The organism is Metapseudomonas boanensis, assembly GCF_018704125.1.
In the GTDB taxonomy this organism is placed as follows: domain Bacteria; phylum Pseudomonadota; class Gammaproteobacteria; order Pseudomonadales; family Pseudomonadaceae; genus Metapseudomonas; species Metapseudomonas boanensis.
This window is the reverse complement of the sequence record NZ_JAGTIS010000002.1, coordinates 154,055-178,181: the sequence shown is the minus strand read 5'-3', so window position 1 is coordinate 178,181 and position 24,127 is coordinate 154,055. Positions and strand designations below refer to the sequence as shown.

Annotated in this window: 11 protein-coding genes and 1 tRNA gene; 10 read left to right on the top strand and 2 right to left on the bottom strand. The window is 65.4% G+C overall.

The genetic code is table 11. The features are described 5' to 3' along the window. Window positions 1-106 precede the first annotated feature (106 nt). The gene (locus J7302_RS04925; protein WP_215371317.1) at window positions 107-5,023 is read left to right on the top strand and encodes an alpha-2-macroglobulin family protein; all 4,917 of its coding nucleotides are present in this window, start codon (window positions 107-109) and stop codon (window positions 5,021-5,023) included. A gap of 96 nt (window positions 5,024-5,119) precedes the next feature. Here J7302_RS04925 and J7302_RS04920 read toward each other — a convergent pair whose 3' ends face one another. Beyond that, window positions 5,120-8,914 (bottom strand): tandem-95 repeat protein, encoded by a 3,795-nt coding sequence (locus J7302_RS04920; protein ID WP_215371314.1) that lies wholly within the window; start codon window positions 8,912-8,914, stop codon window positions 5,120-5,122. A 435-nt stretch (window positions 8,915-9,349) separates the two neighbouring features. Here J7302_RS04920 and pbpC point away from each other — a divergent pair, with 435 nt between their 5' ends. Both pbpC and J7302_RS04910 read left to right on the top strand, forming a co-directional pair. Beyond that, window positions 9,350-11,701 carry a peptidoglycan glycosyltransferase PbpC gene (gene pbpC, locus J7302_RS04915; protein WP_215371312.1) on the top strand — a complete coding sequence of 784 codons (2,352 nt, stop codon included), beginning with the start codon at window positions 9,350-9,352 and terminating at the stop codon, window positions 11,699-11,701. A 145-nt stretch (window positions 11,702-11,846) separates the two neighbouring features. Continuing rightward, window positions 11,847-13,778, top strand: coding sequence for a methyl-accepting chemotaxis protein (locus tag J7302_RS04910; protein WP_215371310.1), 1,932 nt, complete (start codon window positions 11,847-11,849; stop codon window positions 13,776-13,778). A 73-nt stretch (window positions 13,779-13,851) separates the two neighbouring features. Here J7302_RS04910 and J7302_RS04905 read toward each other — a convergent pair whose 3' ends face one another. Further along, window positions 13,852-14,298, bottom strand: a complete 447-nt coding sequence (locus J7302_RS04905) for a DMT family transporter (protein WP_215371308.1) — start codon at window positions 14,296-14,298, stop codon at window positions 13,852-13,854. Between the two features lie 411 nt (window positions 14,299-14,709). Here J7302_RS04905 and fdnG point away from each other — a divergent pair, with 411 nt between their 5' ends. The 7 genes from fdnG to J7302_RS04870 all read left to right on the top strand — a co-directional run bounded on the left by fdnG (window position 14,710) and on the right by J7302_RS04870 (window position 23,978). Next, window positions 14,710-17,784, top strand: coding sequence for a formate dehydrogenase-N subunit alpha (fdnG, locus tag J7302_RS04900; RefSeq protein ID WP_215371306.1), 3,075 nt, complete (start codon window positions 14,710-14,712; stop codon window positions 17,782-17,784). 11 nt (window positions 17,785-17,795) lie between these two features. Continuing rightward, the gene (fdxH, locus tag J7302_RS04895) at window positions 17,796-18,722 is read left to right on the top strand and encodes a formate dehydrogenase subunit beta (RefSeq protein WP_215371304.1); all 927 of its coding nucleotides are present in this window, start codon (window positions 17,796-17,798) and stop codon (window positions 18,720-18,722) included. 72 nt (window positions 18,723-18,794) lie between these two features. Next, window positions 18,795-19,427 (top strand): formate dehydrogenase subunit gamma, encoded by a 633-nt coding sequence (locus J7302_RS04890; RefSeq protein ID WP_215371302.1) that lies wholly within the window; start codon window positions 18,795-18,797, stop codon window positions 19,425-19,427. 146 nt (window positions 19,428-19,573) lie between these two features. Continuing rightward, entirely contained in the window at window positions 19,574-20,503 is a 930-nt protein-coding gene (fdhE, locus tag J7302_RS04885; RefSeq protein WP_215371300.1) for a formate dehydrogenase accessory protein FdhE, read from the top strand. A 49-nt stretch (window positions 20,504-20,552) separates the two neighbouring features. Continuing rightward, window positions 20,553-21,959, top strand: coding sequence for an L-seryl-tRNA(Sec) selenium transferase (gene selA / locus J7302_RS04880; protein ID WP_215371297.1), 1,407 nt, complete (start codon window positions 20,553-20,555; stop codon window positions 21,957-21,959). Continuing rightward, window positions 21,956-23,869 (top strand): selenocysteine-specific translation elongation factor, encoded by a 1,914-nt coding sequence (gene selB, locus J7302_RS04875; RefSeq protein WP_215371295.1) that lies wholly within the window; start codon window positions 21,956-21,958, stop codon window positions 23,867-23,869. Before selA ends, selB begins: the two co-directional genes overlap by 4 nt. A 13-nt stretch (window positions 23,870-23,882) precedes the next feature. Next, window positions 23,883-23,978 (top strand) — tRNA-Sec (locus J7302_RS04870). The last annotated feature ends 149 nt before the right edge of the window (window positions 23,979-24,127 follow it).

Below are 24,127 nucleotides of genomic sequence, written 5' to 3'. Positions count from 1 at the left end.
ACGGCTGCGCAGTATAGCGGGCCCGGCAGGGTGCTATCCGCACGCCACGAAGCGACGCGCTGGTCTATAGTTCGCGGCTTGAATGCACTCTATTCGAGAGCCTGCCATGCGGAAGAAAGGACCACTTCTGGCCGTGGTGCTGAGCCTGCTCAGCGCCTGCGATTCCTCCCCCCCCGAGCAGCCGGTGAGTAAGGCTCCGGCCGTTGCCGAGCAACAGGCTGAGCAACAGGCCGCGCGCCCGGTGCTCGATACCGCCTTGCTGGCCAAGCGTTATGCCGGCCGCGAGCTCAAGATCATCGATGTTTCCGAAGTGCAACTCGATGGCGCCAGTGCGTTGTCGGTGACCCTCTCGGTACCGCTGGATCCGGAGCAGAAGTTCGCCGAACGTTTACACCTGGTGGACACCACGAGTGGCAAGGTGGACGGCGCCTGGGAGCTCTCCGACAACCTGATGGAGCTGCGCCTGCGTCATCTGGAGCCCAAGCGCAAGCTGGTGTTGACCATCGACCCGGGCCTGCGCGCGGTGAATGACGCGCTGCTCGCCGAGGAGCACGTCACCCGCCTGGAAACCCGCGACCTGCAGGCCGCGGTCGGTTTCGCCAGTCGCGGCTCGCTGCTGCCGACGCGCTTGGCCGAAGGCCTGCCGGTGATTGCGCTGAACGTCGACAAGATCGATGTCGACTTCTTCCGGGTCAAGGCCGAGGCGCTGCCCGCCTTCCTTGCCCGCTGGGGCAAGCGCGGCAGTCTCGACATCTGGCAGTCTCGCGAGCTGCTTAAGCTGGCCGACCTGGTGTACACCGGCCGCTTCGACCTCAACCCCGCACGTAATACGCGCGAAACCCTGCTGCTGCCCATTGCCGGCCTGGAGCCCATGAAGCAGCCGGGCGTCTACCTGGCGGTGATGAAGGAGGCCGGTAGCTACGACTATTCGAACCCCGCGACCCTCTTTACCCTCAGCGACATCGGCCTCTCCGCGCACCGCTATCGCGACCGTCTGGACGTGTTCGCCCAAGCCCTGGAGGGCGGCGCTGCCCAAGGCGATATCACCCTGGAGTTGCTGAATGGCGACGGGCGCGTGCTGGCCGAGGGCAAGACCGACGCCAAGGGGCACGCCCAATTGCCACTGTCGACCAAGGCAGAAGTGCTGATCGCCCACCAAGGCGAACAGACCAGCCTGCTGCGGCTTTCCGCCCCGGCGCTGGACCTGGCCGAGTTCGACATCGCCGGACCGGCCAGCCATGCCCTGCAATTCTTCGTCTTCGGTCCGCGCGACCTCTATCGGCCCGGCGAGACCGTGCTGCTTAACGCCCTGCTGCGCGATGCTGATGGTCATGAGGTGAAGGGCCAGCCGGTTACCGTGGAAGTGCGCCGTCCAGACGAGCAGGTCAGTCGCCGCTTCGTTTGGGAAGCCGGGGAGGGTGGGCTTTACCAATACCAATTGCAATTGTCGGGCGAAGCCCCTACCGGGCGGTGGCAGCTGCTCTTCGACCTGGGTGACGGCAAGCCGCAGCTCTATGAGTTCCTCGTCGAGGACTTCCTTCCCGAGCGCCTGGCGCTGGATCTCAAGGGTAGCGACCAGCCTTTCACGCCCACTGACAACGCCCGATTCGCCATCGAGGGGCGCTACCTTTATGGCGCGCCAGCTTCCGGCAACCGTCTGACCGGGCAGCTTTACGTGCGCCCGCTGCGCGAAGCGGTGCAGGCACTGCCCGGCTATCAGTTCGGCTCCGTGACCGAGGGTGAACTGAGCCAGGACATCGAGCTGGACGAAACCACCCTTGATGCCAATGGCAAGACCCAGCTGGACATCGAGACTCGCTGGGGCGATGCCAAGTCGCCGCTGCAAATCATTCTTCAGGCCAGCTTGCAAGAGTCCGGTGGTCGCCCCATCACCCGCCGGCTGGTGCAGCCGGTGTGGCCGGCCGGGCGATTGCCGGGGCTGCGTGCGTTGTTCGAGGGCGAGGAAACCGATGCCGACAGCGTCGCCGAGTTCGAACTGCTGGTAGCCGACCCGGCCGGCAACAAGCTGGCCGCCGACGACCTCAAGGTGCGCCTGGTGCGCGAGCGCCGCGACTATTACTGGAACTACTCCGAGAGCGATGGCTGGACCTACCACTTCAATGAGAAGTACCTGAACCTCGCCGAAGAGAGCGTCTCGGTCGCCGCCGGCGGCACTGCCAAGGTGAGCTTCCCGGTGGAGTGGGGCCCGTATCGCCTGGAGGTGGAGGATCCGCAGACCGGCATCACCAGCAGCCTGCGCTTCTGGGCCGGTTACCGCTGGCAGGACAACGCCGAAGGCGGCGCAGTCCGCCCGGACCAGGTCAAGCTGGCGCTGGACAGACCGGCCTATGCTGCGGGTGACATGGCCAAGGTCACCATCACTCCGCCGGCGCCGGGCAGCGGCTACCTACTGGTGGAATCCGCCGATGGTCCGCTCTGGTGGCAGCCGATCGACGTGCCCGTCGAAGGCAGGACCTTCGACATCCTGCTGGCCAAGGATTGGGCGCGGCATGACCTGTATGTCAGCGCCCTGGTGGTCCGCCCCGGCGAGCGTAAGGCCAACGTCACGCCCAAGCGTGCCGTGGGTCTGCTGCACCTGCCGCTGGAGCGTGCTCCGCGCAAGCTGGCGCTGACCCTGACCGCGCCGGAGAAGATGCGGCCCAAGCAACCACTCGCCGTGCAGGTGCAGGCGAAGAACGCCGACGGCAGTATTCCCAAGCAGGTGCACGTGCTGGTGGCGGCGGTGGATGTGGGCATCCTCAACATCACCCGCTACGCGACGCCCGATCCATTCGCCGCGTTGTTCGGCCGCAAGGCCTACGGTGCCGACCAGCTCGACGTCTACGGCCAGTTGATCGAAGCCGGGCAGGGCCGCCTGGCCTCCCTGGCCTTCGGTGGTGATGCAGCCCTGGCCGGTGGCGGCAAGCGGCCGCAGACCAGCGTCACCATCGTCGCCCTGCAAAGCGCTCCGGTGGCCCTGGACGAACAGGGTCGGGGCCAGGTCAGCCTGGATATCCCCGACTTCAATGGCGAGCTGCGCCTGATGGCCCAGGCCTGGACCGACGAGCGCTACGGCATGGCCGAAGCCAGGACGGTGGTCGCCGCGCCGCTTGTGGCGGAGATCGCCGCACCACGCTTCCTCGCCGGCGGTGACCTGACCACCCTGGCACTGGACCTGACCAACCTCTCTGGTAAGCCACAGCGCCTGGACGTGAACCTGAGCAGCGAAGGCCAGCTCGACCTCGGGCAAAGCGCAGGGGGCCAGACGGCGCCGATCCAGCTTTCCGAGGGCCAGCGCACCACCTTGCACATTCCGGTACGCGCCGTCGGCGGCTACGGGCAGGGCAAGATCAAGGTGACGGTGAATGGCCTTGAACTGCCCGGCGAGAACCTGCCGCCCTTCAGCCGCGAATGGACCCTCGGCGTGCGCCCGGCTTATCCGGCCCAGCTCAAACAGTTCCGTGCCGTGCTCAAGGGCGATACGTGGAACCTGCCAATTGGCAGCCTGGATGCCTTCGAGCCAGATGGCCGCGAGGCATTGCTGCAGCTCTCCAGCCGCCCGCCGCTGAACCTGGGCGAGCAGATTCGCGCACTCAAGGCTTACCCCTACGGCTGCGCCGAGCAGACCACCAGCGGCCTTTACCCTTCGCTCTATGCCGATGCCGCCTTGCTCAAGCGCCTGGGGCTGGAAAGCGAACCGGATGAGCAGCGGCGCAAGGCCATCGAACTGGGTATCGAGCGCCTGCTGAGCATGCAGCGCTACAACGGCAGCTTCGGCCTCTGGGGCGCCGAGGGCGAGGAGGAATACTGGCTGACCGCCTATGTCACGGACTTCCTCCTGCGCGCTCGCGAGCAGGGTCTCGCCGTACCGCCCGAGGCGCTGAAGAAGGCCAGCGAGCGCCTGCTGCGATACCTGCAGGAGCGCAGCCTGATCGAGATCAGCTACAGCCAGAATGCCGACCACACCCGCTTTGCCGTGCAGGCCTACGCCGGCTACGTGTTGGCGCGCAGCCAGCAGGCCCCGCTGGGGGCCTTGCGCAGCCTGTGGGAGCGCCGCGCCGACGCCCGCTCGGGGCTACCCCTGGTGCAACTGGCGGTGGCCTTCAAGCTGATGGGAGACGCCCCGCGCGCCGAGCAGGCCCTGCAACTGGGCCTGACCCAGCGGCGCGAGAGCCGCGACTGGCTGGCCGACTATGGCAGCCCGCTGCGCGACCAGGCGCTGATCCTCGCCCTGCTGGAGGAGCACAACCTGGCTGCTGGTACCCGTGAGCAGCGGCTGTTCGAGTTGGCCGATCTGGTGGCGGGCGAGCGCTGGCTTTCGACTCAGGAGCGCAATGCGCTCTACCTCGCTGGTCGCGGATACCTGGTCAAGCCTGAGCCGAACTGGTTGGCGCGCTTGACTGTGGGTGAGCAGCAGCGCGAACTGAGCAACCTGCAGCCCGGCCTCAAACTGGAAGGTACCCTGCTCAGTGAGCCGCTGAGCATCGCTTCCAGCAGCAGCGAGCCGCTGTACCAGCAACTGACCTTGTCCGGCTATCCGCTGGCGGCCCCGACTGCCAGTGGTGAGAACCTGAACATCCGCCGCGAATACCTCGGCCTGGATGGCCAGCGCCTGAACGAGGGCGGTTTGGAAAGCGGCGAACTGGTGCTGGTGCACCTGGCCATCGAGGCCAAGGAACGCGTGCCCGATGCCCTGGTGGTGGATCTACTACCCGCCGGCCTGGAGCTGGAAAACCAGAACCTCGCCCAGAGCTCCGCCAGCCTGGACAACGCCAGCAGCACGGTGAAGGAGTGGCAGAAGTCGATGCAGAACGCCGCCATCAAGCACCAGGAGTTTCGCGACGACCGCTACGTGGCGGCGCTGGACGTCAGTGACTACGGCACCACCCATCTGCTGTACCTCGCCCGTGCAGTGACGCCCGGCCGCTATCGCGTGCCGCCGCCGCAGGTGGAGTCGATGTACCGGCCGAACTGGCAGGCCATCGGCGAAACGCCGGGTGATTTGGTGGTGAAGGGGAAGTAGGGGGCTGGCGTTGTTAAGCGGTGCACTCCCTCCGCCTCTCCCCTAAATGGAGTGGGGCGGGGGAGAGTGCGGGTAACTCCGCCCCCGCCTGCGTTGTCAGCTCGGCAATATGTGGTCGCTGCCCCAGAACGAGGCCTGTATCTGATTGACGCCGGTGACGGTGACCACCTCGACGAAGGTCGTCCCTCCAGCACTGCCGTCGACATCCACCTGAACGACCATGTCAGCCCCCGACTGCACCACCTGGACATACTCGGAGAGCAATCCCCCGGATGGGGCGCTGGTGCCGAGCAGTGCAGAGAAATCGAGCTTGTCTCCCTCCGCCAAGCTGTAGTCGAGGATGTTGTCCACAGCCTCGCTGAGATTGCCGAACCTGAACAGGTCAGCACCGTTGCCCCCTGTCAGCGAGTCAGCGCCAAGGCCTCCAACCAGTATGTCGGCGCCGTCCCCGCCATTGAGCGTGTCGTTGCCGGCCCCTCCGCGGAGTTCATCGTTGCCGATGGAGCCGGTGAGGCTGTCATTGAATGCGGAGCCGATGATCCCTTCCATGTTCCTGTAGCTGTCGCTGCCCAGGCCTCCGGCGGAAATAACGGTGAGGGTGTTGCTCTGTACCAGGGTGAGGTTTAACGCAGCCGAGGCATCGGAAAGGTCCAGCAGGTCGTTGCCAGCTCCGCCGTCCAGCGTATCGCTGCCCGCGCCGCCGCGGATGATGTCGTTGCCGCTGCTGCCGGTGAGGGTGTCGTTGTTGCCCGAACCGATTACGCCTTCCATGTTCCTGTACGTATCGCTGCCCAATCCAATGGAGGAAAGATTGACGACGGTGTTGCTGCTGCTCTGAACCAGGGTGAAGTTGAGCGCGCCTGACGCATCGGAGAAGTCGAGCAGGTCGACACCTGCGCCACCGTCCAGCGTGTCGTCGCCTGCGCCTCCGCGAAGACGGTCGTCGCCGTTGCCGCCGGTGAGGGTGTCGTTGGCAGCTCCACCAATGAAGACGTCCGGCGCTCCGGTGCCAGTCAGGCCATCCTGGTTGCTGCCACCGTCGAGATAGGAGGCCTGGTAAGTGGCGAACGTAGACAGGTCGACGACGGAACCCCCGTTAGTGGACACGGTGTTAACCGTCACACTCCCCATGACCGTTCCCCCGGCACCATCCGAGAGTGTGTAGGTGAATGCGCCCAAGCCCGCGTTGCTGGCATCGAAGCTGATCAGGCTGTTGTTCGACCCCGCAACGAACTGCAGATTGGAAACCGCGCCCGTTGCTCCACCCAGGGCGGTTAGCGACAGGAATGACCCATCGATATCCGTATCGTTGCCAAGCAGTGCGGCCACCGATATCACGATGCCGTTGGTGTTCCTGGACACGTAAATCGTGTCAGTGGCCGCTACCGGCGCATCGTTTACCGGGGTTACCTCGATAGTCAGGGTATCGGTGTCGCTGGCGGCACCGTCGCTGGTGGCCATGGTCAGGGTGTCGTCGCCGTGGAAATTGCCGCTTGGCATGTAGCTGAGGTTGGCCGCGAGTGTTGCGTTGATCTGGGCAAGGGTGCCGCTCAGCGAGAGCAAGGCGCTGCCAGAGCCGGTGATGCTTGCACCTCCTGCAAGGGCCTGTGCGGACAAGGTGCCATGGGCGACCTGGAGCGTCACCGTCATGTTGCCAGATCCGGCGTCTGGGTCAGCGATACTCAGACCGCTGATGGTCTTGGTACTCCCCTCGGCGGTGGTCTGTTTGCCGGGGAGTGAATTGGTTGGTGCATCGTTGACCGGGTTGACGGTCAGCTCGTAGGTGTATTCGTTGGTTCCGCCGTGGCCATCGTCGACGATGAAGGAGAAGCTGTCGGTGCCGTTGAAGTTGGCGTCGGGGATGTAGTCGAAGGTGCCATCGGCATGCACGGTGACGCTGCCGTGGGCGGCGGTGGTTGTGCCGAGGGCATAGCTGACGCTGTCGCCATCGACGTCGCTGGCGCTGGGCAGGAGCGCGCCGGTGAGTGGGGTGTCCTCGTCGGTGGCGCCGCTGCCGTTGGCGGATTCCGGGGCATCGTTGACCGGGTTGACGGTCAGCTCGTAGGTGTATTCATTGGTCCCGCCGTGGCCGTCGTCGACGATGAAGGAGAAGCTGTCGGTGCCGTTGAAGTTGGCGTCGGGGATGTAGTCGAAGGTGCCATCGGCATGCACGGTGACGCTGCCGTGGGCGGCGGTGGTCGCGCCGAGGGCATAGCTGACGCTGTCACCGTCGACGTCACTGGCGCTGGGCAGGAGCGCGCCGGTGAGAGGGGTGTCCTCGTCGGTGGCGCCGCTGCCGTTGGCGGATTCCGGGGCATCGTTGACCGGGTTGACGGTCAGCTCGTAGGTGTATTCATTGGTCCCGCCGTGGCCGTCGTCGACGATGAAGGAGAAGCTGTCGGTGCCGTTGAAGTTGGCGTCGGGGGTGTAGTCGAAGGTGCCATCGGCATGCACGGTGACGCTGCCGTGGGCGGCGGTGGTTGCGCCGAGGGCATAGCTGACGCTGTCACCATCGACGTCGCTGGCGCTGGGCAGGGCCCTGCCGAGGATCGCGGTGTCCTCGTCGGTGGCGCCGCTGCCGTTGGCGGATTCCGGGGCATCGTTGACCGGGTTGACGGTCAGCTCGTAGGTGTATTCGTTGGTTCCGCCGTGGCCGTCGTCGACGATGAAGGAGAAGCTGTCGGTGCCGTTGAAGTTGGCGTCGGGGATGTAGTCGAAGGTGCCATCGGCATGCACGGTGACGCTGCCGTGGGCGGCGGTGGTCGCGCCGAGGGCATAGCTGACGCTGTCACCGTCGACGTCACTGGCGCTGGGCAGGAGCGCGCCGGTGAGAGGGGTGTCCTCGTCGGTGGCGCCGCTGCCGTTGGCGGATTCCGGGGCATCGTTGACCGGGTTGACGGTCAGCTCGTAGGTGTATTCATTGGTCCCGCCGTGGCCGTCGTCGACGATGAAGGAAAAGCTGTCGGCGCCGTTGAAGTTGGCGTCGGGGGTGTAGTCGAAGGTGCCATCGGCATGCACGGTGACGCTGCCGTGGGCGGCGGTGGTCGCGCCGAGGGCATAGCTGACGCTGTCGCCATCGACGTCACTGGCGCTGGGCAGGAGCGCGCCGGTGAGAGGGGTGTCCTCGTCGGTGGCGCCGCTGCCGTTGGCGGATTCCGGGGCATCGTTGACCGGGTTGACGGTCAGCTCGTAGGTGTATTCATTGGTCCCGCCGTGGCCGTCGTCGACGATGAAGGAGAAGCTGTCGGTGCCGTTGAAGTTGGCGTCGGGGATGTAGTCGAAGGTGCCATCGGCATGCACGGTGACGCTGCCGTGGGCGGCGGTGGTTGCGCCGAGGGCATAGCTCACGCTGTCGCCATCGATATCGCTGGCGGTGGGCAGGGCCCTGCCGAGGATCGCGGTGTCCTCATCGGTGGCGCCATAGCCTTCCGAAGACTCCGGCGCATCGTTGGCGCCGAAGATCGTGACCGTTGCAGTGGCCCAGCTGAGTGTGCCGTTGCCGAGGCGAATGGCGTAGGTAAAAGTGTCCGTCAGGTATTCAGTCGCCGACAGACGCTGGTAGGCCTCACTCTGGTAAAGGAGGCCGGCATCGTAGAGGACCTTGATTTTCCCATCCAAGTCTTGGGCGATCCGTATCTCAGCACCATAGGCGCTCAAGCACGAGGTGGCATGGGCTAGCAGGTCGGCCTGGATTTCAGCGCTGGTCGCGGTGCTGCCATCGGCGCTGGTTCCGTCGCTCAGCGCGTAGAGTGTCTTGGCCTTGCCGCCCAGATCGTTGGCCATTACATCCAGGTAGACGTAATCGACTCCCTCGGACACCAGGCTGTCAAAGACAAAGGAGTCCCCGGTGGCCTGGGGTGTGTTGCTGAACGAGGTAGTAGATATGGCCATGCTGCATTCCTCTTGCAGAAAGGTTTCTGGAATTGGGACTGAACTAGAGCGTCGTCATTGCCATGAGAGGACCCTGGACGGTGGCCGGCCTGAGCGTGGCACGCAGTAATCTGCGAGTACCCATGTGGGTCTCCTGGGAGTGATGACGGGGGCCGTGTCTTCGGGAAGGACTGACTACAGCGACGGCCAAAGCACTGTCATGTCAGTTTGATAGTCGTTTAGGAGCGGCTGGAGGACCTGTAAAGGTGGGGAAACAGTCGGGCCGAGTCGGCGGTAAAAAACGCGACGAACGGTTATTTTTTAGTCAATTGTTTGGCTGTCGGATTATTGACTGCTCCTTGTCTTCGCTTCTCCGCAGTCGGGGGATAAGAGGTCTGCTCCACTCCCCACTTTCCCTTGTCGCGCTTATCCTGCGTTTCTGCCTACTCGGAGACCATGGCATTGCCTCGCGCCCACTCCATCCTCATCCGCTTGCGTCACGCCTGGCTCGCCGTGCCCTTGCTGCTCGTGGCGCTGCTCTGGGCGGCCGACCTCTTCTGGCCGCTGCCCTTGCCGGAGGATGATCTGGCGCGAGTGGTGTTGGCCGAAGATGGCACGCCGCTCTGGCGTTTCGCCGATGCTGAAGGCGTTTGGCGTTATCCGGTAAGCGAGGACGAAGTATCGCCGTATTACCTGCAGGCCCTGCTCACCTATGAGGACCGCTATTTCTACCAGCACCCCGGGGTCAACCCGCTGGCCCTGACGCGGGCCGCGTGGATGAACCTGCGCGGTAGGCGTGTGCTGTCCGGCGGCAGCACCCTGTCGATGCAGGTGGCGCGCCTGCTCGACCCGCACCCGCGCAGCCTGGGGGGGAAGCTGCGCCAGCTCTGGCGCACCGCGCAGCTGGAGTGGCACCTGTCGAAGGCAGAAATCCTCGGCCTCTATCTGAATCGCGCGCCCTTCGGCGGCACCCTGCAGGGCGTGGCGGCGGCGAGCTGGGCCTACCTCGGCAAGCCACCGTCGCAGTTGACCCGGGCGGAGGCCGCGCTGCTTGCCGTGCTGCCCCAGGCACCGAGCCGGCTTCGCCCGGACCGCCACCCGGAGCAGGCTCAGGCTGCCCGTGACAAAGTGCTGCGGCGCTTGGCGCAATTCGGTGTCTGGCCCCAGGGTGCCGTGGCCGAAGCCCTGGAGGAGCCGGTGCTGTTGGCCCCGCGTCAGGAGCCGAGCCTGGCGCCGTTGCTGGCGCGGCGGTTGAATCGTGCGGACAGCCCGCCGCTGATCCGCACTACGCTGGATGCCGCGTTACAGCGCCGTCTGGAAGACTTGTTGCTCGGCTGGCGTGCGCGCCTGCCGGAGCGCACCTCCGCTGCGGTCCTGGTGGTGGAGCACGAGACGATGGCGGTGCGCGCTTATCTCGGTTCGGTGGATATCGCGGACGAGCGCCGCTTTGGTCACGTCGACATGATCAGTTCGCTGCGTTCGCCCGGCTCCACCCTGAAACCTTTTCTTTATGGCCTGGCGCTGGATGCCGGCCTGATTCATTCCGAATCGCTCCTGCAGGACGTGCCCAGGCGTTATGGCGATTACCGCCCAGGTAACTTTGCCGCTGGTTTCACCGGACCCGTGTCGGCCAGCGAGGCCCTGGGCTTGTCCCTCAATCTGCCAGCGGTGCAGTTGCTGGAAGCCTACGGGCCGAAGCGTTTCGCCGGGGAGTTGCGCAACGTCGGTGTGCCGCTGGCACTGCCGGCGGCGGCCGAGCCGAATCTGGCGCTGATACTCGGAGGTGCTGGCAGCCGTCTGGAGGAGCTCGTCAGTGGTTACAGCGTCTTTGCCCGGCAGGGGCGTGTCGCCCGCTTGCGCCTGCAACCGCAGGACGCCTTGCAGGAGCGCCGTCTGCTGTCGCCCGGCGCAGCCTGGATCGTGCGGCGCATTCTGGCCGGTCAGGCACGGCCAGACCGTGCCCCGCGCGCACGGCTGACTGAGCGTCCTGTGCTGGCCTGGAAGACCGGCACCAGCTACGGCTTCCGCGACGCCTGGGCCATCGGTGTGGGGCCGCGTCACCTGATCGGCATCTGGATCGGCCGCCCGGACGGTACGCCTGTGTCCGGCCAGTTCGGCTTGGCATCGGCCGCACCGCTATTGCTGCAGGTGCATGACCTGCTGGTGAACCGCGACGCCCAGCGCGGCATCGCCCAGCCCGTCGAGCCACAGCCGGCGGAGGTGGATGTTGCCGCCATCTGCTGGCCCCTGGGCCAGATCATGACCAAGGGCGACCCCAGCTGCCGTCGCCAACGCTTCGCCTGGATCCTGGACGGCACCACGCCTCCGACCCTGCTGGCGGGCGATCAACCATTGGGACTGGGGCTTCGGCAAACAATCTGGCTTGGTCCGGAGGGACGACAGGTCGCCCCTGGCTGCCCAGGCGCAAGCCCTCGGGAACTGATGTTTTGGCCGGCCCCTCTGGAGCCTTGGCTGCCGAAGCGTGAGCGGCGCAGCGCGCGCCTGCCGGCGGTCGACCCGGCCTGCCCGCCACCATTGCCACCGGCTGCTGCGCCGCTGTCTATCGTCGGCGTTCGCGAGGGTGACCAGCTGCGCCGGCCTGCGGGCAGCGCCGAGCCACTGCGTTTGTGGCTGTCGACCCTAGGCGGCGGAGGCCGGCGCTGGTGGTTCCTGGATGGCGCGCCGGTGGCTACCACGGCTGCCGAGGACGGCTTCAGCCAGGCGTTTCGGCAAGCGGGGCGCCATCAATTGAGCGTGTTGGACGAGACCGGTCAGACCGCTCGTCTGGAGTTCGGCATTACCGACTGATTCCTCTTCAAGCCTTGCCCCATGCCTGCCGATACGGATTGTCGGCAATTCGTGATTCATAAATCGACCATTCTGTATACAATTTATCGGGGTCTGATCTTCCGGTCAGATTCCTCATGCTTCCGGGTATCCAAGGAGACCACTCATGCGCCTCTGGCGACGCAGTATTCAGTGGCAGCTGATTTTCAGCATGGGCGCAGCCCTGCTCGCTGGCATCCTCATCGTGGTCGGCATCTATTCGGTGCTAATGAACCGCCTGACCGAGCGCTTCCTGCTCGATGAGGCCCTGCCGGCTCGGGTAGAGGCCATTGGCAATGACCTGGAGCGTGCGCTGACAGCGCCCATCACGGCGAACGCGGCCATCGCCACGAACGTGCAGGTACAGGACTGGTTGGCCGCCGGCGAGGACCCGGCCCGGGCGGAGAATTTCGCCCGCTACCTGGAAGGCGTGCGCGCCCAGCAAAACGCCCTCACGACCTCGATCGCGGTGCTTGAAAGTGGGCATTACCACACCGGCAAGGGCCTGAGCCGGACCCTCTCCCGCAGCCAGCCGGAGAACCAATGGTTTTACAGGCTGGTGGACAGCGACCGTGATCGGGCGGTGGAGATCGACATCGACAAGGGCACGCGGCTGCCCACGCTGTTCATCAACCAGCGCATTACCCGTGACGGCAAGACTCTGGGCGTGTCGGGCCTGGGTTATAGCCTGCAGGCGATGTCGGAGATGATTCGCGACTTCAGGTTCGGCGAGCGTGGTCGAGTATTCCTGGTCGACCGTATGGGCAGCATCAAGGTACACCCGCAAGCCGAGTTGAATGGCAGCGGACGCCTGGCAGATGTGCTGGGGGCCGGGCCGGCCGGCGAGCTGCTGGTATCCAATGGCAAGGCGGTGCACTTCAGCCGAGAGGGCGAGGCCTTCCTGGCGTTGGCCCGCCCATTGGAGACAGCGGGCTGGTTACTGGTGAGCGAGGTACCGGAAGCGGAGATCTATGCCGAGGCACGGCAGGCGGCGTTGACCAGCAGTCTAGCCGGCCTGGGCGTGCTGCTGCTTTGCCTGTTGCTGGTAGTGTTGCTGGCCCGTGGGCTGGTGCGGCCGATTCGCCAGGTGACCTCGGCGCTGGTCGAGATCGGTGGCGGTGGCGGTGACCTGACTCGTCGACTCGACGAACGCCGTGCTGACGAACTTGGCGATCTGGCGCGTGGCTTCAACCGCTTCCTGGAGAGTCAGCGAAGTCTGATCGGCGAAGTCCTGGAGACCAGCCAGCGCCTGCACAAGGTGGTGGGTCAGGTCACGCAGGTGGTGGACAACACCGCTGGGCGCGCGGTGCAGCAACAGGAAATGACCGACATGGTGGCCACCGCCGTGCACGAGATGGGGCTGACGGTGCAGGAGATCGCTCGCAATGCGGGCACCGCCGCCCAGGCTTCGCAGCAAGCGCGCGATGAGTCCTTGCAGGCGCGTCAGGTAGTCGGCGATTCGGTCGGGCATATCGAACGCATGTCCAACGAGATTGGTGTGGCGGCCACGGCTGTCGGCGAACTGGCCAGCCAGGTGGCATCCATCGATCAGGTGTTGGCGGTGATTCGCGGCATTTCCGAACAGACCAACCTGCTGGCGCTCAACGCTGCCATCGAAGCTGCTCGCGCTGGCGAGATGGGCCGAGGTTTCGCCGTGGTGGCTGACGAGGTGCGGACACTGGCAAGCCGTACCCAGTCTTCCACCGACGAAATCCAGCAGATGATCCAGCGGCTCAAGCTGGGGGCCGAAACCGCCGTGCATTCCATGCGTGCAGGTCAGTCGGCCACCGGCACCGGAGTGGAAGCCAGCCAGCGCACGGGCTTGTCGTTGGGGGCAATCACCGATCAGGTGGAGCGCATCAGCGACATGAACCATCAGGTTGCTGCGGCCACGGAGGAGCAGTCGTCGGTGACCGAGGAGATCAACCGCAACGTCCAGGGCATTGCCGATCTGGCCCACGCCACCGCCAGCGAGGTGCGTGGTTGTCGGGAAGAGTGCCAGATACTGAGTCGACTGGCCGGTGATCTGGCTCAGCAGGTGGGGCGCTTCAGGCTATAAGCCCTCGAGGTGCCACTGCTCGTCCAGCATGGTCGCTCCCGGCGGCCATGCCACCACGTCACCGCGCCGGCATTCAGCCTCTGCGAATCAGCCAGATCCCACCGATGATCAGCGCCAGGCCGGCCAGCTTGCCAATACTGATCGGCGCTTCGCGGTAGCCGGCCCAGCCGAAGTGGTCGAGCATCAGCGCCATGCCCAACTGGCCCGCCAGGACCAGCGCCATGAATAGCAGGGCGCCAATACGCGGGCCTGCGAATGCGGCTGTGGCGATGAACACTGCACCCAGCAGGCCACCACTCCAATGCCACCAGCTCAGCCCCTTGAGGGCGGCGAGGCTGGGCATTTCGCGCTGCACAAGCACGACGGCCAGCAAGGCGATGGTGCCCACCACGAAGGACACCAGAGCCGCGCTCATCACGCTTGAAATCTGTTTGGCCAACTGGCCATTGATGCCGGCCTGCAAGGGCAGGAAAGCACCGGCGACAAAGGGCAAGGCAAGCAGCCACCAGGCCTGTGGCATGGCGATCTCCATGGCAATTTCGAGGGGGCGCCAGTATGCCGTATTTTCTTTTTCGGACTAATCGGAACTGTCCCGGCTGAGTCGCTGGGCCCGCGCTTGCAGACAGTCCTTGCCACATCGGCCGGCCTTGGGCATTCCCTGCTCGCGGGCGCGCAGGTGGTCGCGCCCCATGTAATGGCCGGGCATCAGCTTTTCCGGTTTCAGCGCCTCGAACTGGCCGAGCGAGGCGATCCAGACTTGACGAGTCTTGGCGCTTTACGCGTCGGCGCTCCATACGTGGATTTGGTGCTGGTCTTGGTGGAGGCTGGCCGCAGCCGCCGTGGCTGGCACATCCCCCGAAGCTGACTACCCTTGTAAAGGATATGCCCGGCCAAGCACCCGGTATGCATAGCCTCACGAGGGATAACCACGATGGATATGAACCGTCGACAATTCTTCAAGGTCTGCGCGGTGGGCCTTGGAGGATCGAGCCTGGCGGCCTTGGGGGTAGCGCCCCCGAAGGCCTTTGCCGACCAGGTGCGTCACTTCAAGCTGGCGCGCACCATCGAGACGCGCAATACCTGCCCATACTGCTCGGTCGGCTGCGGCCTGATCATGTACAGCCAGGGCGATGCTGCGAAGAACGTCGCGCAGAACATCATCCACATCGAGGGCGACGCCGACCACCCGGTCAACCGCGGCACCCTCTGCCCGAAAGGCGCGGGCCTGCTGGACTTCATTCACAGCCCCAATCGCCTGAAGTATCCCGAAGTGCGCGAGGCCGGCACCAACGAGTGGAAGCGCATCGAATGGGATGACGCCCTCGATCGCATTGCCAAGTTGATGAAGGCCGACCGCGACGCCAACTTCATCCAGACGAATGCCCAAGGCCAGACAGTGAACCGCTGGCTGACGACGGGCTTCCTCGCGGCGTCCGCATCAAGCAACGAGGCCGGCTACATCACCCACAAGGTGGTGCGTTCCCTCGGCATGCTGGGGTTCGATAACCAGGCACGTGTCTGACACGCCCCGACGGTGGCAGGTCTTGCCCCGACGTTTGGCCGTGGAGCCATGACGAACCACTGGACCGACATCAAGAATGCCGATCTGGTCCTGATCATGGGTGGCAACGCCGCCGAAGCCCACCCCTGTGGCTTCAAGTGGGTTACCGAAGCCAAGGCACATAACAACGCCCGACTGATCGTGGTCGATCCGCGTTTCACCCGCTCGGCCTCGGTGGCGGATTACTACGCGCCCATCCGCGCCGGTACGGACATCGCCTTCCTGGGCGGCTTGATCAACTACCTGATCAGCCACGACAAGATCCAGCACGAATACGTGAGTCACTACACCGATGCCTCGTTCATCGTCGACGACGCTTTCGCTTTCAGCGAAGGGTTGTTCAACGGCTACGACGAGCAGAAGCGCAGCTATATGGCCAAGGCGACCTGGGCCTATGCCAAGGGTGAAGACGGCTTTGCGCGCGTCGACCCGACGATGCAGGACCCGCGCTGCGTCTTCCAGCTGATGAAGCAGCACTACAGCCGCTATACGCCGGAATTGGTCAGCAGCATCTGTGGCACGCCGCAGGACCAGATGCTCAAGGTCTGGGAGCAGATTGCCGAAACCTCGGCGCCTGGCAAGACCATGACCATCATGTATGCCCTGGGCTGGACACAGCACTCCGTGGGCTCGCAGATGATCCGCACCGGTGCCATGGTGCAGTTACTGCTGGGCAATATCGGCATGCCCGGAGGCGGCATGAACGCCCTGCGCGGCCACTCCAACATCCAGGGCCTGACCGACCTCGGCCTGCTGTCCAACTCGCTGCCTGGCTATCTCACCCTGGCGGGCGATGCCGAGCAGGACTATGCCGCCTACATCGACAAGCGGGCGTCCAAGCCGTTGCGGCCGGGTCAGATGTCCTACTGGCAGAACTACGGCAAGTTCCACGTGAGCCTGATGAAGTCCTGGTTCGGCAAGTCGGCCACCGCTGAGAACAACTGGTGCTACGACTGGCTGCCCAAGCTCGACGTACCCGCCTACGACGTGCTGCGTTACTTCGACCTGATGTACCAGGGCAAGGTCAACGGCTACTTCTGCCAAGGCTTTAACCCGATCGGCTCATTCCCCAACAAGGCCAAGGTCAGCGCTGCACTGGCGCGGTTGAAGTTCCTGGTGATCATGGACCCGCTGGCTACCGACACCTCCGAGTTCTGGCGTAACGCTGGTGAGTTCAACGACGTCGACACTGCCGGTATCCAGACCACGGTGTTCCGGCTTCCGACCACCTGCTTCGCCGAGGAGGACGGCTCCCTGGTCAACAGCGGACGCTGGCTGCAATGGCACTGGAAGGGCGCCGAGCCGCCCGGTCAGGGACGCACCGACATCGCCATCATGGCCGGCCTGTACCATCGCCTGCGCAACCTGTATGCGAAGGAAGGCGGGGCGTTCCCCGACCCCATCCTCGGCCTCGACTGGAGTTACCTGCGCCCCGACGAACCCGGTCCGGATGAGCTTGCTCGCGAGTTCAACGGCAAGGCCCTGGCCGATCTCACCGACCCGGCGACCGGCGCCGTGCTGCTCAAGGCCGGCGAGCAACTGCCGGGCTTTGGTCTGCTGCGTGACGATGGCAGCACGGCGAGCGGTTGCTGGATCTTCGCCGGCTCCTGGACGGCCCTGGGCAACCAGATGGCTCGGCGCGACAACGCTGACCCCTATGGCATGGGCCAGACCCTCGGCTGGGCCTGGGCCTGGCCGGCGAACCGGCGCATCCTTTACAACCGCGCTTCGTCCGACCCCATGGGCCAGCCTTGGGATCCGGCGAAGAAACGCCTGGTGTGGTGGAACGGCAAGGCCTGGACCGGCACTGACGTGCCCGACTACAAGGTCGACGCCGCTCCGGAGCAGGGCCTGAGCCCGTTCATCATGAATCCCGAGGGCGTTGCCCGGTTCTTCGCCGTGGACAAGATGAACGAGGGCCCCTTCCCGGAACACTACGAACCCTTCGAGACGCCCATCGGGCGCAACCCGCTGCATCCGGAAAACCCGAAGGCCACCAGCAACCCGGCCGCGCGGGTGTTCAAGAACGACATGGAGGTGTTCGGCACGGCAGACGAGTTCCCTTACGCGGCAACAACCTACCGCCTGACCGAGCACTTCCACTTCTGGACCAAGCACTGCCGGCTGGCCGCAATCACGCAGCCGGAGCAGTTCGTCGAGATCGGCGAAGTGCTGGCCAAGGAGCTGGGCATCGCTCCTGGCGAACGGGTCCAGGTCTCCTCCAACCGTGGCTTCATCAAGGCGGTGGCGGTGGTGACCAAGCGCCTGAAACCGCTGACCGTGGACGGCAAGACCGTGCACCAGGTCGGCATCCCGCTGCACTGGGGCTTCTCCGGCGTGGCGCGCAACGGCTACCTGACCAACACACTGACCCCCTTCGTCGGCGACGGTAATACGCAGACGCCGGAGTTCAAGTCGTTCCTGGTCAAGGTGGAAAAGGCATGAGGAGCTGAGCCATGGCCTCACAAGACATCGTCGCCCGCTCCGCCACCACCACGCCCATGCCGTCCGTGCGCGAGATGGACGAAGTGGCGAAACTCATCGACGTCTCCAAGTGCATAGGCTGCAAGGCCTGTCAGGTGGCCTGTTCCGAATGGAACGACCTGCGTGACGACATCGGCCACAACGTCGGCACCTACGACAACCCAGCGGACCTCACGGCCGAGTCCTGGACCCTGATGCGCTTCACCGAGCACGAGGACGAAAGCGGCAAGCTGGAGTGGCTGATCCGCAAGGACGGCTGCATGCACTGTGACGAGCCGGGTTGCCTCGCGGCCTGCCCGAGCCCCGGCGCCATCGTGAAGTACGCCAACGGCATCGTCGACTTCAACCAGGACAAGTGCATCGGCTGCGGCTACTGCATCACCGGCTGCCCCTTCGACATCCCGCGAATCTCGCAGAAGGACCACAAGGCCTACAAGTGCACGCTCTGTTCCGACCGCGTTTCCGTTGGCCTGGAGCCGGCCTGCGTGAAAACCTGCCCGACCGGGGCCATTGTCTTCGGCACCAAGGAGGACATGAAGGAGCACGCGGCCGAACGCATAGTCGACCTGAAGTCCCGCGGCTTCGAGCACGCTGGTCTCTACGACCCGCCGGGCGTTGGCGGCACCCACGTCATGTATGTGCTGCACCATGCCGACAAGCCCTCGATCTACGCCGGCTTGCCGGATGATCCGGGCATCAGCCCCATGGTCAGCCTGTGGAAAGGCGTGACCAAGCCCCTGGGCCTGCTGGCCATGGGCGTAGTGGCGCTGTTCGGCTTCTTCCACTACGTGCGCGTTGGCCCCAACCGAGTGGTGGAGGACGAAGCGCCGTCGGCCGAGGCAACGGTGCAAAAGGTCGACCCGTCCGTGCACAAATTCGACCCCAAGGCGCCGAGTTGAGCCTATCGCCCCCTCTCCCAACGGGAGAGGGCCGGGTTGAGGGAAGTCCGCCCCGTCGAGGAGCCCCCAGACATGAACAAAGACATTGAACGCTACACCCCCTCCGAACGCAGCAACCACTGGATGGTGGCCATCCTCTTCGTACTTGCCGGGCTCTCGGGCCTGGCGCTGTTCCATCCGGCGCTATTCTGGTTGACCAGTTTCTTCGGCGGCGGGCCGTGGACGCGCATCCTTCACCCCTTCCTGGGCGTTGCCATGTTCGTCTTCTTCATCTGGCTGGCCATGCGCTTCGCCCACCACAATCGCCTCGACAAGGCCGATGGCCAATGGCTGCGGCAATGGCGCGACGTGGTCGCCAACCGCGAGGACAGGCTGCCGGAAGTCGGCCGCTACAACGCGGGGCAGAAGCTGCTGTTCTGGGTGCTGCTGCTGTGCATGCTGGTGCTGCTGGCTACGGGGTTCGTCATCTGGCGCGAATACTTCAGCCAGCTGTTCGGCATCGGACTGATCCGCCTCTCCGTCCTGCTGCATGCCTTCGCCGCCTGGGTGCTGATCCTCAGCATCATCGTCCACATCTACGCGGGCATCTGGGTCAAAGGCTCAGTCAGCGCGATGCTCACCGGCTGGGTCAGCAAAGGTTGGGCGCGTAAACACCACGCGGCTTGGTACAAGGAAGTCAGCAAAGGGGAGGGCGGCAAACGCTAAACCTACGGATGTACGAATCGCCTTACCGGTACCAACCAGCACTGTAGGATGGGTCGAGCGCAGCGATACCCATCAACCTGCGCCAACGGTGGGTATCGCGTTGCTCAACCCACCCTACAAACAGCCTCACCGACAAGGAGTCCTGCGTGGCAGGCCAAATACTTGAGCCGGGCCAGATAGAAGCCGCGGCGAACATTCCAACCTTCCTCAACCTGCCCGAGCGTGATCTCTTCCAGCATCGCGCGGAGCGCCTGCGCCGGCTTGCCGAGGGGCACCCGCTGGCTGGCTATTTGCTGCTGATCGCCAGCCTCTGCGAGGCGCAGCAGCAGGTGTTGGACAACCCGCCCAAACTGCCCGGCCCAACACCGGAGGCCCTGGCCCGCAGCCGCGAACACCGGATGCCGCCGCTGGCCTTCGAAACCCTGGTGCGCGCCGACGGCTGGTTGGCCGCTCTCGACGCGCTGCTTGCCCATTTCAAAACTCCGACCAACCCCTCCGTAGCCGTCGCCCTCCGGCAACTTGCCGAAGCCGACGAGGGCCAGCGCAAGGCCTGGGGCGTCGGTCTGCTCAATGGCCAGTTCGACCTGCTTCCGGCAGCGCTGGCGCCGTTCCTCGGTGCTGCCCTGCAAGTCGCCTTCAGCCACTGGCTACTGGCCCTGCCGGAAGACACTGTGGTTGAAACCGATACCCAGACCTTCTGCCCAGCCTGCGGTTCGCCGCCGGTAGTTGGCATGATCCGCCACCGGGGCAAGCAGAACGGCCTGCGCTATCTGGCCTGCTCGCTCTGCTCCTGCGAGTGGCACTACGTGCGGTTGAAATGCAGCCATTGCCAGGAGAGCAAGCATCTTGCCTACCTCTCCCTGGAGCGCGATGACGCCAAAGCCGAGCAGGCGGCCATCCGCGCCGAGGCCTGCCCCAATTGCCAGGGCTACCTCAAGCAGTGCTATCTGGAGTACGGCGCCGAGGCCGAAGCCCAGGCCGATGACCTGGCCAGCCTGGACCTGGACCTGCGCCTGAGCGAGGAAGGCTACCTTCGCCGCGCGCCCAACCTGCTACTGGCCCCCGGAGGCGAATGAGCGCCTAGACTCATCTAAGGATCGAACTGCCTTGTGCTAAGGACTGCCCATGTCGGCTGCTCGCCTGCCGTCCATCGACAAGCTGCTGCGCAGCCGTGCCTGCGCGCCGTTGCAGCAGCGCTATGGCCGCGACGCACTTTTGAAGACCCTGCGCGACCTGCTCGATGAACTCCGCGAGCCGGCGCGCGAGGGCCGTCTTGCGGCCGTCGAACTGACCGACGCCGTACTCGCCGGCCGAGCCGGCGAGCGCCTCGCGGCCTGGCACTCCAACCGCGTGCGGCGCGTCTTCAACCTCACCGGCACTGTGCTGCACACCAACCTTGGCCGCGCCTTGCTGCCACAAGAGGCCATCGACGCCATCACCCTCGCGGCGCGCTACCCGCTCAACCTTGAATTCGACCTGGCCAGCGGCAAACGCGGCGACCGCGACGATCTCATCACCGGCATGATCCGCGAGCTCACCGGTGCCGAGGCCGTCACCGTCGTCAACAACAATGCCGCCGCTGTGCTGCTGGCCTTGAACAGCCTGGGCGCGCGCAAGGAAGGCATCATCTCCCGGGGCGAGCTGATCGAGATCGGCGGCGCTTTCCGTATCCCCGATATCATGGCCCGCGCCGGCGTCAAACTCGTGGAAGTCGGCACCACCAACCGCACCCATCCCCGCGACTACGAAGCCGCCATCGGGCCGCGCAGTGGCCTGCTCATGCGCGTGCACACCAGCAACTACAGCGTCCAAGGCTTCACCGCCAGCGTACCCACGGCGGAGTTGGCGGCCATTGCCCACAACCATGGCTTACCGTTGCTGGAGGACCTCGGCAGCGGCACGTTGGTGGACCTGACCCGCTGGGGCCTGCCCAAGGAACCGACCGTGCAGGAAGCGCTGCGCGACGGCGCCGACATCGTCACCTTCAGCGGCGACAAACTGCTCGGCGGACCGCAGGCCGGCCTGATCGTCGGCAGCCGCGAACTCATCACACGTATCAAGAAAAACCCGCTCAAGCGTGCCCTGCGCGTGGACAAGCTGACTCTTGCCGCGCTGGAAGCCGTACTCGGCCTTTACCGGGATCCGGAGCGCCTTGGCGAGCGACTCACTACCCTGCGCCTGCTCAGCCGACCGCAGACTGAGATCCGGGCCCAGGCCGAGCGCCTGGCACCGTTGCTGGCCGCGCAACTCGGCGCTACTTGGCAGGTACGCGCCGAGCCCGCTCTCGGCATGATCGGCAGTGGCGCCCAACCCGTGGCGCGTCTGCCCAGCGCTGCCCTGTGCCTGCGTCCACAACAGCCAAAACGCCTGCGCGGACGAGCCCTGCGCACCCTTGAAGAAGCGCTGCGTACCCTGCCGATTCCGGTGATCGGCCGGCTCGACGACGACGCCCTCTGGCTCGACCTGCGCCAGCTCGACGACGAGCCGGCATTCCTTGCCCAGCTGTCCCACCTGAGCGCGGAGGTCGAGTGATCGTAGGCACCGCCGGCCACATCGACCACGGCAAGACCGCCCTGCTGCAAGCTCTGACCGGGCTCCAGGGCGACCGCCGGCCGGCCGAACGCGAGCGCGGCATCACCATCGACCTGGGGTACCTGCACGCCGATCTTGGCGATGGCCAAACCACCGCGTTCATCGATGTGCCGGGCCACGAACGATTCGTCCACAACATGCTCGCCGGCGCCTGCGGCATCGACCTGCTGCTGCTGGTGGTAGCCGTCGACGATGGCGTGATGACGCAAACCCGCGAACACCTTGCCATCGCCGAGCTCCTCGGCATCCGCCGCGCCATCGTTGCCCTGACCAAAATCGATCGGGTGAGCCCTGAGCGCATCGAGGAGGTGCGCGCCGAAGTAACTGCACTATTGGCCTCCGGCCCTTTGGCCGGCGCAGCCATTTACCCCGTGGCCAGCCCAAGCGGGGAAGGCATCGCAGCCCTGCGCCAGGCCTTGCTGGCGGAATCGGTAGCGGTGGCGGCGCGCAGCAGCGAAGGCTACTTCCGCCTGCCCATCGACCGCGCCTTCAACGTGCCCGGCGCGGGCGTGGTGGTCACCGGCACCGTTTTCGCCGGGCGCGTGCGGGTGGGGGATGAACTGTTCCTCAGCCCCTCCGGCCGCAACGTGCGCGTGCGTGGCCTGCAAGCGAGTAACCGAGAGGCGGAAAACGCCCAGGCTGGTCAGCGCGTCGCCCTCAACATAGCCGGCGAACGCTTGGCCCTGGATCAACTGCATCGCGGCGACTGGCTCCTGTCGAGCGCATTGTTTGCGCCCAGCATCCGCCTCGACATCGACCTGCAGCTGCTGCCCAGCGAGCGACACGAACTGACCCACTGGACACCGGTGCACGTTCACCTCGGCGCTCAGGACGTCACTGGCCGGGTCGCATTGCTTGAAGGCACCAGCCTCGCGCCAGGCCAGCGTGGTTTCGCCCAACTGCTGCTCAACGCTCCGGCCCACGCTGTGCACGGCGACCATCTCGTACTGCGCGACCAGTCCGCCCAGCGCACCCTCGGCGGCGGCCGTGTCCTCGACCCCTTCGCCCCGGCACGCAACCGCCGCACCCCCGAGCGCCTGGCCCAGCTCGACGCCCTGCGCGGGAGCAGCCTGGAGACCGCCTTGGGGACCCTGCTCGCCAGTGCCGGCAACGGCCTCGACCCGCAGGTGCTGGAGCGCCAGTTCAACCGCCCGCGTGCGGGTTGGGCGCTGCCCGACAGCATTGTCGAAATCGCCACCAAGCTCGGCCCGCGCCTGTTCGATGAGGCTCGTTGGCAGGCACTCGGCCAGACCCTGCTCGATGGATTGGCGCGCTTCCATGCAGAACAGCCGGATGAACTCGGGCCGGACCGCGACCGCCTGCGCCGTTACGCCCTGCCCGATCTGGAGCGCCCGGTATTCATCACCCTGCTGGAGCAGGCCCTGGCCGGCGGTACCGTGCAGGCCAGCGGCCCCTGGCTCCACCTGCCCGACCATCAGGTGCAATTGAGCGAACAGGACGAAGCCATGCGCACGCGCCTCTGGCCGCTGTTGCTGGCCGGCCAATTCGACCCACCCTGGGTACGCGACCTTGCCGGCGAACTGGCGGTGGACGAAGGCGCGATGCGCCTGCTGCTGCGCAAACTGGCCCGGCTCGGACTGCTGCACCAGGTGGTAAAAGACCTGTTCTATCCAGATGCGACCATCAGACAACTGGCTACACTGGCCCAGCAGCTGCAGGATGAAAACGGCCTGATCGCCGCTGCCGCCTGGCGCGACTGCATCGGCATCGGCCGCAAGCGCAGCATCCAGTTGCTGGAATACTTCGACCGCATCGGCCTCACCCGCCGCATGGGCAACGCACGCAAGATCAGGGAGGACTCGGCGCTGGCCCAACGACCACCTGACTGATCACCCCGAATACGGAAGGCAAGCACGCCCGGTGGCGTGGCCGGGCTTCAAACCCGGTGGGGGACGGCAGCCGTTCCTGGGTGGGTTCGACTCCCACTGCCTTCCGCCATTTCCCCCTCTGTAGGCCTTGGTTTACGGGGCTTACAGCGTCTCGGTCGAGGTCGGTTTGGCTTCGGTGTCGAAGAAGTGTCGAGAATTCCCGGTACTAGCTGGCCGCGAAACGAAATGGTCGGCTGGCCGGAGGCCTTGCAATGAGAG

Coding starts and splice junctions, on each gene's coding strand:
- J7302_RS04925 (WP_215371317.1), top strand. CDS start 107: ATGCGGAAGAAAGGACCACTTCTGGCCGTGGTGCTGAGCCTGCTCAGC.
- J7302_RS04920 (WP_215371314.1), bottom strand. CDS start 8,914: ATGGCCATATCTACTACCTCGTTCAGCAACACACCCCAGGCCACCGGG.
- pbpC (WP_215371312.1), top strand. CDS start 9,350: ATGGCATTGCCTCGCGCCCACTCCATCCTCATCCGCTTGCGTCACGCC.
- J7302_RS04910 (WP_215371310.1), top strand. CDS start 11,847: ATGCGCCTCTGGCGACGCAGTATTCAGTGGCAGCTGATTTTCAGCATG.
- J7302_RS04905 (WP_215371308.1), bottom strand. CDS start 14,298: ATGCCACAGGCCTGGTGGCTGCTTGCCTTGCCCTTTGTCGCCGGTGCT.
- fdxH (WP_215371304.1), top strand. CDS start 17,796: ATGGCCTCACAAGACATCGTCGCCCGCTCCGCCACCACCACGCCCATG.
- J7302_RS04890 (WP_215371302.1), top strand. CDS start 18,795: ATGAACAAAGACATTGAACGCTACACCCCCTCCGAACGCAGCAACCAC.
- selA (WP_215371297.1), top strand. CDS start 20,553: ATGTCGGCTGCTCGCCTGCCGTCCATCGACAAGCTGCTGCGCAGCCGT.